The sequence below is a fragment of the Chryseobacterium vrystaatense genome, from assembly GCF_000737765.1.
GTDB lineage: Bacteria > Bacteroidota > Bacteroidia > Flavobacteriales > Weeksellaceae > Chryseobacterium > Chryseobacterium vrystaatense.
The window spans coordinates 931,522-943,214 of sequence record NZ_JPRI01000001.1 but is presented as its reverse complement, the minus strand read 5'-3'; the positions used below and the strand labels follow the sequence as shown (position 1 = coordinate 943,214).

General features: G+C 37.2%; 9 protein-coding genes and 1 tRNA gene. 8 read left to right on the top strand and 2 right to left on the bottom strand.

Annotation, left to right across the window (positions count from 1 at the left end):
* Positions 1–194: 194 nt before the first annotated feature.
* Positions 195–1,721: a helicase HerA-like domain-containing protein gene (locus tag IW16_RS04360; protein WP_034740567.1), complete on the bottom strand. Its 1,527-nt coding sequence runs from the start codon at positions 1,719–1,721 to the stop codon at positions 195–197.
* A gap of 228 nt (positions 1,722–1,949) precedes the next feature.
* On the opposite strand from IW16_RS04360, the gene IW16_RS04355 reads away from it, so the two are divergent.
* The 4 genes from IW16_RS04355 (at position 1,950) to IW16_RS04340 (ending at position 5,206) form a co-directional block, all read left to right on the top strand.
* Entirely contained in the window at positions 1,950–2,930 is a 981-nt protein-coding gene (locus tag IW16_RS04355) for a hypothetical protein (protein ID WP_131327835.1), read from the top strand.
* Positions 2,931–3,045: 115 nt separating this feature from the next.
* Positions 3,046–4,455 carry an MBL fold metallo-hydrolase gene (locus IW16_RS04350; protein WP_034740025.1) on the top strand — a complete coding sequence of 470 codons (1,410 nt, stop codon included), beginning with the start codon at positions 3,046–3,048 and terminating at the stop codon, positions 4,453–4,455.
* 11 nt (positions 4,456–4,466) lie between these two features.
* A complete protein-coding gene (locus tag IW16_RS04345; protein ID WP_051889909.1) occupies positions 4,467–4,841 on the top strand; it encodes a rhodanese-like domain-containing protein in 375 nt (124 codons plus the stop codon).
* 65 nt (positions 4,842–4,906) lie between these two features.
* The gene (locus IW16_RS04340; RefSeq protein WP_034740023.1) at positions 4,907–5,206 is read left to right on the top strand and encodes a thioredoxin family protein; all 300 of its coding nucleotides are present in this window, start codon (positions 4,907–4,909) and stop codon (positions 5,204–5,206) included.
* Positions 5,207–5,293: 87 nt separating this feature from the next.
* Here the strand turns inward: IW16_RS04340 and IW16_RS04335 are convergent, their stop codons facing one another.
* Positions 5,294–6,046 (bottom strand): nitrilase-related carbon-nitrogen hydrolase, encoded by a 753-nt coding sequence (locus IW16_RS04335; protein WP_034740019.1) that lies wholly within the window; start codon positions 6,044–6,046, stop codon positions 5,294–5,296.
* A 101-nt stretch (positions 6,047–6,147) separates the two neighbouring features.
* On the opposite strand from IW16_RS04335, the gene IW16_RS04330 reads away from it, so the two are divergent.
* From IW16_RS04330 to IW16_RS04315, 4 genes are all read left to right on the top strand, one after another.
* Positions 6,148–6,588, top strand: a complete 441-nt coding sequence (locus tag IW16_RS04330; RefSeq protein ID WP_034740017.1) for a DUF6646 family protein — start codon at positions 6,148–6,150, stop codon at positions 6,586–6,588.
* A 103-nt stretch (positions 6,589–6,691) separates the two neighbouring features.
* A complete protein-coding gene (gene rseP, locus IW16_RS04325) occupies positions 6,692–8,173 on the top strand; it encodes an RIP metalloprotease RseP (RefSeq protein ID WP_034740014.1) in 1,482 nt (493 codons plus the stop codon).
* 81 nt (positions 8,174–8,254) lie between these two features.
* Positions 8,255–8,331 (top strand) — tRNA-Asn (locus IW16_RS04320).
* Positions 8,332–8,465: 134 nt separating this feature from the next.
* Positions 8,466–11,636 carry a S41 family peptidase gene (locus IW16_RS04315; protein ID WP_034740012.1) on the top strand — a complete coding sequence of 1,057 codons (3,171 nt, stop codon included), beginning with the start codon at positions 8,466–8,468 and terminating at the stop codon, positions 11,634–11,636.
* Positions 11,637–11,693 lie beyond the last annotated feature (57 nt).

Genomic DNA, 11,693 nt, shown 5'->3' with positions numbered 1-11,693 from the left:
TTTCAAATAGCTAATGTGCCCGTTTTTTGTTTACCTATAAAGGCAATGTGGCTAAAATAACAAAAAATATGTCAAAAAAAGTAAAATGCTTATTGATACTGCCGATGAGCAGATCTAAAACCTTCGGTCAGTTACATTAAAAAGCTGATACTCTATTCATAGCAGAATTATTTTTGGAAATAAAAATTTAAATCCTATCTCTTTCTTCCACCGAGTCCAAACATTCCCAAAATAGCTTTTGCTCCTTCGCGCATCAAAGTGCTTGTAAAAGTTCTTCCCGCTTTACTCTGCAATACCTGTTCAAACATCCCCGGTTCTTCCTTCACTGGTCTTGTTTTTTGAGTAGGTATAGGATTCTGAGCCGCCTGCTCCATTCTATTGGTTAATATCTCATAAGCAGATTCTTTATCTACAGGCTGTTCATACTTGGCTACTAAAGCGGATTTCCCTGTCAGCTCTGAAATTTCTGAATCATTCAGAACATCCATTCTTGATTCAGGAGAAATCAGATAAGTGTGTACAAGTGGTGTAGGAATACCTTTTTCATCCAGCGCAGTAATAAATGCCTCCCCGATTCCCAGATTCTGGATCAGACTTGATGCATTATAGAATTCTGTTGTCGGGTAGTTTTCAACGGCCTTGGTAATTTCTTTTTTATCTTTAGCTGTAAATCCTCTCAATGCGTGCTGGATTTTCAGTCCCAGCTGGGACAATACATTTTCAGGAACATCTCCCGGAATCTGAGTAATAAAATAGATACCAACACCTTTCGAACGGATTAACTTCACCATCGTTTCTATCTGTGAAAGCAGCGCTTTTGAAGATTCATCAAAAATTAAATGAGCTTCATCTATGAAAAGCACCAATTTAGGTTTTCCGCTGTCTCCCTCTTCAGGGAATGTCATATAAATTTCAGCAAAAAGCGAAAGCATAAAAGTTGAGAACAGCTGGGGTTTACTCTGGATCTCGGCTACTCTTAGAATGTTTACGACTCCTTTTCCATCTCTGGTTTCAAGAAGATCATGAACATCAAAGCTTAATTCACCAAAGAAATCAGACGCACCCTGTTGCTCCAATGCAACAATGGACCTCAGGATTGTACCCAAAGAAGCCGAAGCTATAGACCCATAATTGGCTGCCAGTTCAGCTTTTCCCTGTGCATTATCAGTTACATACTGCAGGACTTTCTTTAAATCATTTAAATCAATTAGCGGAAGACCTTTATCATCACAGTATTTAAAAACGATAGACATAATACTCTGCTGAGTATCGTTTAATTCCAGAATCTTGCTTAATAGAACCGGGCCGAATTCAGTTACTGTAGCTCTCAGTTTTACGCCTTTTCCACCTGAAATACTCATCAGTTCAACGGGAAAAGCTTGTGGATTGTAAGGAAGCTGTGTTTTGGCATACCTTTCTTCAATAATGGGATTCATTTGTCCTGCTTCCGCTATTCCGGAAAAATCCCCTTTAATATCCAAAACCAAAGAAGGAACCCCTGCGTGAGAAAGTTGCTCTGCAAAAACCTGAAGCGTTTTTGTCTTCCCGGTTCCTGTAGCTCCCGCAATAAGTCCGTGGCGGTTGATTGTTTTTAATGGAATGGTTACATTAACTTCCGGTACTACTTCTCCATCCAGCATTCCTTTTCCCAGTATAATGTGTTCTCCCTTTGGAGTATATCTTGTATTTAGTTCTTCAATAAATTGTGCTTTGTCTGCCATCTGATCTTTTTTTAACATATAAATATAAAAGTTTTTGTATAACATTCGGTCATTAAAGTCATATTACATGATTAATTTTAGTTTTACACTTTTACAAATAATACTTACTTTAGTATATGAATGTATAACCCATTTAATATTCAGCATTGCATCATGTTCAAGAAAAATTTACTCATTATATTTTACCTTTTATCTGTAACCGTTTTTTCCCAGAAAAGAATAAAGCCTGTGAATTTATCCGTAAAAGGAGACTTTACTCATGAAGCTACTTCTACTATATTCCCTGCGTTATGGTCAGGATTTCAACGGGAAGCTATATACTCCTATGATCTTAAGAATAATCATTTGGCGGTAGGCTATGTTCAGCAAAAAACTAAAAAAGACAAAACTACACTCACTGTATACATTTACCCTAAAAAAGAAATTGACAATCAGTTATTAAGAGATGAGTTTTCCGCATACGGGTACGCCCTTAATCAAAATTCTAATAAAGGTACCGATCTCAAACCTTCGTTTGGAAGCGCTTCTAATGATCACATAAAAGTCAATTATATTTATTCAGTTTTTGATCATTCAATGGGGCGACCTGATTTTTTCAATGGCGTAAAATATACAGACAAAAAATCTCTCATTTCCATTTATGAATGCGGGGGCTGGGGCTTTAAGATCAGAGTATCAAGTGATAATATGACCTCCGATCAGCTATCAGAACTAAAAGATAAAACTGAAAACTATTTCGGACTGCTGAATATTGCATCAAAAAAAACGCTTTCGATAAGTCAGGCACCTGACATTATTCTATCTCATGTTGTCAAGAGGGATTCTATGATGATCAATTCTACGATCATCGCTGCGCAGGCAAAAATTGAATGGCTGGCTACTCACTTAGAAAAGAAAGAACTGCTGACAGGATTCAGTGATATGAATATTGAGTCCGAGGTATTTGCTATTGAAAAAATGATAGAATTCTATAAAGCTCATGAAAAAGATTGGAAAATGGATCAGGATACCAAGAAGTACTTTGATGAAATGATCAGAATAGCAGACAACGGAAGAATCAAGGATCACATCTATGAAAAATATGACCGAATAATTAATTACGATCAGGGTGCGGATAAAAAAGACGATTACATCCAGTTCAAAATAGACAAGAATATTTCGGAAGATACGAATCAGATTTTTTACAAAATATTTTATAAATTAGAATAAATAAAGAGTATATAGATTTATTCTATCGTTATAGTTTCTCTATTTTGACCTGGTTTTAAAAATAAAACCCGATTTTTGTAGATTAATATCAACAACAAAATTGTTTATAAATAAGATGAAAGTTGAACAAATATATACAGGATGCCTTGCCCAGGGAGCATATTATATTGTATCAGAAAATGAAGCTGCTATTATTGATCCATTGAGAGAGGTAAAACCTTATCTGGATCGCCTTAATAAAGACAATGTAACTTTAAAATATATTTTCGAGACCCATTTCCACGCTGATTTTGTTTCAGGACATTTGGATCTAAGTAAAAAAACAGGAGCTCCTATCGTTTACGGACCTACTGCACAGCCCGCATTTGAGGCTATTATCGCTGAAGACAATCAAATTTTTGAGATCGGAAAAATAAAAATAAAAGTACTGCACACTCCAGGACATACGATGGAGAGCACAACATATTTACTCATCGACGAAAATGGTGTTGAAACGGCTATTTTTACAGGTGACACCTTATTTTTAGGAGACGTTGGAAGACCTGACCTTGCCCAAAAGGCTACAAGCCTTACACAGGAAGATCTTGCAGGAATTCTGTATGACAGCCTTCATACCAAGATCTTACCATTAAATGACAGCATTACGGTTTATCCTGCACACGGTGCGGGTTCGGCTTGTGGAAAAAACATGCAGAAGGAAACAGTGGATATTTTAGGAAATCAGAAAAAAACCAATTATGCCCTAAACCAGCCGGACAAAGAATCATTTATCAGAGAGGTTCTCGACGGCCTTACCGCTCCACCGAAGTATTTCGGAATGAACGTAGCGATGAACAAGGGCGGATATGAAAGTCTTGATGTAGTAATGAATAAAGGCCTAAGCCCCATTGCTGCAGAAGATTTCGAAGAATTTGCAGAGGAAACAGGCGCTTTGATATTAGATACAAGAAGCCCTGCGGAATTTCATAAAGGATTTATTCCTAATTCTGTAAACATAGGTCTGAAAGGAGATTTCGCCCCATGGGTTGGAAATATGATCGTAGATGTAAAGCATCCTCTTTTACTCGTTACGGATGAAGGTACTGAAGAAGAGGTTATTACCCGATTAAGCAGAGTTGGTTTTGATAATGTGTTAGGATATTTGGACGGCAGTTTCAGTGCATGGAAAAGCACAGGAAAAGAAGTTGATGAGATCAAAAGAATAAGCCCAGCTGAATTTGCAGAACAGTTTACAGAAAATGCCAAGGTAATTGATGTAAGAAAACTGAGCGAATATTCTGCTGAACACATTGACAATGCATTTAATAAACCCTTAGATACCATCAGCGACTGGGTAAAAACTATTGATGATTCTGAGCATTTCTTCCTGCACTGTGCCGGAGGATACAGAAGCATGATCGCAGCAAGCATCCTTAACTCACACGGAATCAGAAATTTTACCGAAATAGAAGGAGGCTTCAACGGTATTAAAAAGACAGAAAAATTTCCTACCACTGACTTTGTATGTCAGTCAAAAACCCTATAGTAAACTGTATAATGAAAGTAAAGATTTACGGATTCATTCTCGCTTCAGCTTTAGTTCTAACCGCCTGCAAAACAGCAGGATCAGCTATCCCGCCAAAAGCAGACATCAAAGAAATAGTCAACAGTTCGGATGTCACATTGGTAGATGTAAGAATTCCGGAACAGTATGAAGCAGGAACAGCAAAAGGCGCCGTCAATATTCCTTTAGCTGAAATACAGAATAATATTGGTTCTCTTAAAGGCAAAAAAGTAGTTGTTTTCTGCAATAAGGGAATTCAGGCTGATCAGGCTATGGAAATTTTAAAGAAGAATGGTGTAGATGCTTACGATGGTACCAGCTGGAAAAATGTGAAAGCAATCCAGGACGAGAAACAATCTGTAAAATAAAAATATAATTGAATCCTCGGGTGATACTTAGTGGATCCTGATGGCTCAAATAAAAAACCAAAACTATGTCACAAAAATTTCAGGAAATCATTAATTCGGAAAGACCGGTACTTATTGACTTTTTTGCTACGTGGTGCCAGCCATGCAAAGTACAGTCATCAGTTTTAAATACGGTGAAGGAAAATGTAGGAGAAGGAGCAAGAATCATCAAAATAGATGTAGACCAATACCCCGCCATTGCAGCTCAATATGGAGTAAGAGGTGTTCCCACATTAGCTGTTTTCAAAAATGGCGATCTTTTATGGAAAGAAAGCGGAGTTCATGATGTAAATACACTCACTGAACTTCTTAAACAATATTCTTAAACTGTGATTATTCACAGTTTTTTATTTTTAAACCATTAAGACCAGGTGCTGTTAGGCCTGGTAAATTAAACTCTTAATGGTTTACAATTATAATTGAACTGAAAAATGATCTCTGTCATTTAGAAACTGAAAATACTGTCTGAAATCTTTTAATTCATCCATATTAAGTTCCGCAGAGACGATATTACCCACTTTTTGAGAAATCTCTTTTCCATCAGCAAAGAAGCAGTGAGAGCTTTCCTTATAAAAAAGATCATTCCCATCTGTTCCAATCCTGTTCAGACCAAAAACAAAAGAAAGATTTTCTATTGCCCTGGCTTTTAAAAGATGTTCCCAGGCTCCAACTCTTTTTTCAGGCCAGTTGGCGACATACAGGATCGCATCATAATCATCATTATTTCTGGCAAAAACCGGAAAACGAAGGTCATAGCATACCTGAAGTAAAATTCTGAATCCTTTATAATTCACAATCATTCTTTTGTGTCCGGGGCTGTATACTTTATCTTCTCCTGAAAAGGAAAAGAGGTGTCTTTTATCATAGAAAAGACTATCAGAATCAGGCTGTACGAAGTACATTCTGTTATAAAAACGTCCCCCCTGTTCTACGGGAGCACTTCCGCAGAAAGCGGCATTCTTTTCTTTAGAAATCCTTTTCAGAAACTCCAGAGATTCTTCATTCCTGTCCGAAACTTCAGCCGCATCCATACAAAAACCCGTTGAGAACATTTCCGGAAGCAGGAAAATATCTGCTTCCACATTTCTAAACTGATCTTCGATCAACTGAAAATTTTTGTCTTTATTTTTCCAGACAATATCTAAATTAAGTCCTGCAATTCTCATAAACTTTGTTAAAAAACTTCACTAAAAATACGATTTTCCAATGATTTCGGTTCTATTTTTGATGAGGATATTTTTCATTAAGATCATTTAAAAGTAAAGTTATGAAGAAATTGTTTTTTGTATTGATGATGGGATTTTTAGGAACAGCAGCCAACGCACAGGCTTATACAGGGAAAGGCGACCAGAAAATTCAACTGGGAATGAGTGCCTGGGGATACGGAACAGGAGTTACAGGAACATATGATTACGGACTCAATAAACTCTTATCAGTTGGAGCCGGACTTAATGCTTACTTTGGTGACTACAAAGACAATGACAAAGATAACCGTGTCTTTGTTTTCGGAAGACTGAATTTCCACCTTCAGGAAGCGCTTGATCTGCCTTCTAAATGGGATATCTATCCTGGAGTTGATGTTGGTGTTCTTGGGAAGGATTTCGGTATCGGAGCGCACATTGGAGCGCGTTACTTTTTCACTGAGAAAGTGGGTGTTTTTGCAGAAGTGGGAAATAACGGCAGTATCGGTGTTTCTTTTAACTTGTAAAATAAGCTAAATATATGACAAAGCTTCTCATTTCGAGGGGCTTTTTTATTTGGCATAGTTTTGATAATTGTTACCTTTGCAAATTAAAATCTAAAATTTATTAATGGAATTAGCAATCAAGATTTTCCAGTTCATACTAAGTATTTCTATTTTAGTGGTTCTTCATGAGCTTGGACACTTTTTACCGGCAAAATGGTTTAAGACCAGAGCTGAGAAATTCTTTCTGTTTTTCGATCCATGGTTCTCGATCTTTTCAATGAAAAAGATCAATGGAAAATGGCAGTATAAATTACTTTCGAAAAACCTTCCTGATACAGAAACTATCGTAGTAGACGGAAAAGAGAAAGAAGTTCCTATCGATATATCAAAACTTTCTGACAATGACTGGAGAAAACATCCAGAGCAAACGAAATACGGAATTGGATGGCTTCCTTTCGGAGGTTATGTGAAAATTGCGGGAATGATCGACGAAAGCATGGATACAGAGCAGATGAAAAAACCTGCAGAGCCATGGGAATTCAGATCAAAACCAGCATGGCAGAGGCTGATCATCATGCTTGGAGGGGTTACTGTTAACTTTTTCCTGGCGTGGATTATTTTCGGATGTCTTTCCTATTTCAATGGAGAAACTTCTTTTGATACAACGAAAGTAGATACACCGATGCATTACACCAATATTGCCAAAGCGATGGGCTTCGAAGATGGTGATAAGATCTTAAAAGTAGATGGAAAAGTTCAGAACAACCTGGATAAACTTTCTCTGGATGTCTTGCTAAGTGATCAGATTACCGTTTTAAGAAAAGGTAAGGAAGTTACATTTAACACGAATGATGACGGAAAAGCACTGGCTTTCAAAGATGAGAACCCAAAAGCATTCCTTACTCCAAGGTTTGCACCGATCGTTGACACAATCGTGAACCCTAAGACTGCTGAAGCAGGTTTAAAAGTAGGAGATCAGGTCGTTTCAGTAAATGGACAAAAGATCAATTATTATGACGAACTGCAGGGAGTTGTGGTGAAAAATGCAGGTAAAGCAATTAATATGGAAGTATTAAGAGCCGGAGCATTACAGCCTTTAAGCCTTGACGTATCCAAAGAAGGTACGTTAGGAATAGCCTCTTATAAGCAACGTCAAAAATTCATCAATACACAACATTTCACTGTTGTACAATCTATTGGAAGAGGATTTACGAGAAGTATCGAAAGTTTAACGTATCAGGTTAAACAGTTTAAACTGGTATTCAACAAAAAAGTTCAGGGATATAAAAAAGTGGGAGGTCCTTTAGCGATCATCAAGAATATGCCTGTAGAGAAGTCGAAAGACGGAGGTGTATCCATCAACTGGAGCTTATTCTGGAGTTTTACTGCAATGTTCTCAGTATGGTTGGCATTCCTGAACCTTATTCCTATCCCAGGGCTTGATGGTGGGCATGTGTTATTTACCTTATGGGAAGTTATTACGGGGAAACCAGTTCCACAGAAAGTACTGGAAAATGCACAGATGATTGGGGTTATCTTCCTGTTAGGATTGATGTTACTGATCTTTGGAAGCGACATTTTCAAAGTAGTGACCGGCAATTTATAATTTTTTTGAATTTTTTTCTAAAAAATATTTGTAAGGTATAAATATTCGTCCTATATTTGCACCACTTAAAACAAAGGACATTCCTCCTTAGCTCAGTTGGTTAGAGCATCTGACTGTTAATCAGAGGGTCGCTGGTTCGAGCCCAGCAGGAGGAGCCATTAAGGATCAAACACTTACATTCATTTGTAGGTGTTTTTTTGCTTTAAACTTTTCCATATCAACAAATCAATTAATATATTAGCAAGAGAATAATCAATCAGTATTACAGCAAGGTACAAATACCTATTCGCCCATGAAAAAAATTTTTATTTCATTATTAACATGCTTTTCTATTATCCAGATTTCAGCACAGGAAAAGTCTTATTTTTTATCTAGCCCTTCTCTTAGCCCTGATGGGAAAACAGCATACTTTTCTTACGACGGAGATATCTGGAAAGTAGATTCCAATGGCGGAAATGCATCCAGAATTACAGCTCTAGATGGGGAAGAAATTAATCCACGTATTTCTCCTGATGGAAAATGGCTTGCCTTCAGTTCCAATCAGTATGGCAATTATGACGTTTATGTAATGCCTGCTGAAGGCGGAACTATTAAACAGCTTACATTCCACACCGGAAAAGACGAAATAGAAAGCTGGGGATGGGACAGCAAAACGCTTTATTTTACCTCGGGCAGAAGTAATAATTTTGGAAGTTTTAAAACTACTATTGAAGGAAGAACTCCTCAAAGGCTTTTTAACAATTACTTTAACAACACCAGTGGTATCGTCGAAACCCCTACAGGAGAATACCTTTTTACAAACTCTCCGGAAGCTTTCAATCAGACCCACCGCAAACATTATAAAGGAGAAAACAACCCTGATATTCTTGGATATACCCCCAAGAACAATTCTTTCAGACAATACACTAATTATGAAGGAAAAGATTTCAACCCAAGTGTAGACAAAGATGGTGTCATTTATTTTATATCTGATGAGAAAAATAATGAATACAACCTTTATCAAATTGAAAATGGTAAAAAAACACCTCTTACTCAGTTTGAAACCTCTATAAAGAAACCTTTTGTTTCAGCAAACGGATCTAAAGTAATCTTTGAAAAGGACTACCAACTTTATGTTTATGACGTAGCTACAAAAAGCACAAAAGTTCTGAATATCAGCCTGAACACCAATAAAACACTGGAAAAAGAGCAAAATTTCAGTGTAGAAAATAACATCTCTTATTACAATGTTTCACCGGACGGCAAAAAGATAGCTTTTGTAAGCCGTGGCGTTCTCTTCGTTTCAGATATCGAAGGGAAATTTACACAACAGATCTCAGATGGAAAGCAGCGCGTAATGGAAGCAAAATGGATGAAAGACAATCGCACGTTACTTTTTAACCAGACCGACAAAGGCTATCAAAACTGGTTCAGCATTGCTGCAGACGGAAAGGGCCAATCCAAACAATTAACTCACGACTTACGCAATAATCGCAGCATTACCCTTAATAATGACCTTTCAAAAGCGGTCTATTTAAGCGGTCGGGATGAAGTAAGAATAATGGATTTAAAAAACTTCAACTCTACAACTATTGTCAAAGATGAAATCTGGGCTTTCCAAAATTCAAGACCTTCTTTTTCGCCAAATAGTGAATACGTACTATTCTCTGCAAAAAGAAATTTCGAACTGGATATTTTTATTTACAACATCAAAAAAAAGGAGACTATAAACCTTACCAATACCGGCGTTTCGGAGGAGGACCCTTTTTGGTCACCTAATGGTAAGTATATTTATTTCAGCAGTGACAGAACCAATCCGTCTTACCCTTTAGGTATGCAAAAATCCAATATTTACCGCATGGCCCTGGACTGGTTTGATGAACCCTATAAATCTGAGAAATTTGACAAGCTTTTTACTGAAGAAAAAAAAGCAGCAAAATCTACTGAAACAACAAAAGAGACTAAAGATAAAAAAGAAGACAGCAAAGAAAAGAAGGAAGAGAAAGAACCTGTCATAACTGAGCTGAAAGTTAATCCGGAAAACACTCTGGACAGGATCGAATTGGTTACCGACAGATATGGAAACCAAGACGACCCTATCGTTTTTGCTGACGACAAGAAAGAGATTCTCTTGTTTAATTCCAATCAGGATAATGGCAAGAAACAATTATTCAAAAAAGTTTTTACTGATTTTGAGCCCGCAAAATCCGAGAAAGTCTTTGATAAAGAAGCTTACTATTTCTCCAAAATCGAAAAAAACCTTTTCGCATTAATGGAAGGCAATATTTATAAAATGACACTGGACGCGTTAAAACCTGAAAAAATAAACATTCAATACGCTTTTGATAAAGATCTGGCATCAGAATTTACTCAAATGTATGATGAAGCCTGGACAGGTGTTGAAGAGAACTTCTACGATGAAAACTTTCACGGTGTCGACTGGAAAGCAAAAAGAGAACAGTATTCGAAATATCTTCCCTATGTGAATAGCAGAAATGATCTTCGAATTTTACTGAATGATCTTTTGGGCGAACTTAATTCTTCACATACCGGCTTCTCTTCATCCGGAAAAGAAGAAACCAGATACCTGAACTACTTTACAAACGAAACCGGAATTGTATTCAAAACAGACGATCCCTATACTGTAGAAAGCATTGTGCGAAAATCTCCGGCATTCCGATCTGGCGTTGATGTTAAGCCCGGAGATAAGCTGACTGCTGTAAACGGGAAAAATATAGATCCCAACAAAAACCGCGAAACTTATTTTACAAGTCCTAAAAAAGAGGATGAACTGATTCTTACCTTCAACCGTGGGGGCAAAAATGTAACAACGAAAGTGCATCCGATTTCAAATATGGATCTGAAAAAACTGCTTTATGATGACTGGATATTCAACAACCTTCAACGCGTTAACAAGCTTAGCAACAACCGTATTGCTTATTCATACATGAAAAACATGTCTACTGATGAACTTGACCGTTTCCTTCTGGATATGGTAGAACAGGAAAACAGAAAAGATGCCGTTATTCTCGACCTGCGGTATAACACAGGCGGAAATGTTCACGACAAAGTATTAAATTTCCTTGCTCAAAAGCCTTATCTGCAATGGAAATACCGTGAAGGGAAAATGACCACTCAGCCTAACTTTGCTCCTGCTGGAAAACCTATCATTCTCCTGATTAATGAAAGCTCACTGAGCGATGCCGAAATGACGGCAGCAGGCTTTAAAGCACTGAAATTAGGGAAAATCATCGGTCAGGACACTTATCGCTGGATTATCTTTACTTCAGGAAAAAGCTTAGTTGACGGCTCTTATTACAGACTCCCTTCATGGGGAACCTACACCCTTGATGGTCAGAATCTGGAAAAAACAGGCGTGAAACCTGATATTTATATTAAAAATACTTTCGTAGACAGACTTCAGGATAAGGATCCTCAACTTGAAAAAGCTGTTCAGGAAATACTAAAAGACTTAAAGAAATAAAACACCAAAAGACCTGCTTTTCTGCAGGTCTCTTTACATAGCTAAACTATATATATC

Coding starts and splice junctions, on each gene's coding strand:
- IW16_RS04330 (WP_034740017.1), top strand. CDS start 6,148: ATGAAGAAATTGTTTTTTGTATTGATGATGGGATTTTTAGGAACAGCA.
- IW16_RS04350 (WP_034740025.1), top strand. CDS start 3,046: ATGAAAGTTGAACAAATATATACAGGATGCCTTGCCCAGGGAGCATAT.
- IW16_RS04335 (WP_034740019.1), bottom strand. CDS start 6,046: ATGAGAATTGCAGGACTTAATTTAGATATTGTCTGGAAAAATAAAGAC.
- IW16_RS04345 (WP_051889909.1), top strand. CDS start 4,467: ATGAAAGTAAAGATTTACGGATTCATTCTCGCTTCAGCTTTAGTTCTA.
- IW16_RS04340 (WP_034740023.1), top strand. CDS start 4,907: ATGTCACAAAAATTTCAGGAAATCATTAATTCGGAAAGACCGGTACTT.
- IW16_RS04360 (WP_034740567.1), bottom strand. CDS start 1,721: ATGGCAGACAAAGCACAATTTATTGAAGAACTAAATACAAGATATACT.
- rseP (WP_034740014.1), top strand. CDS start 6,692: ATGGAATTAGCAATCAAGATTTTCCAGTTCATACTAAGTATTTCTATT.
- IW16_RS04315 (WP_034740012.1), top strand. CDS start 8,466: ATGAAAAAAATTTTTATTTCATTATTAACATGCTTTTCTATTATCCAG.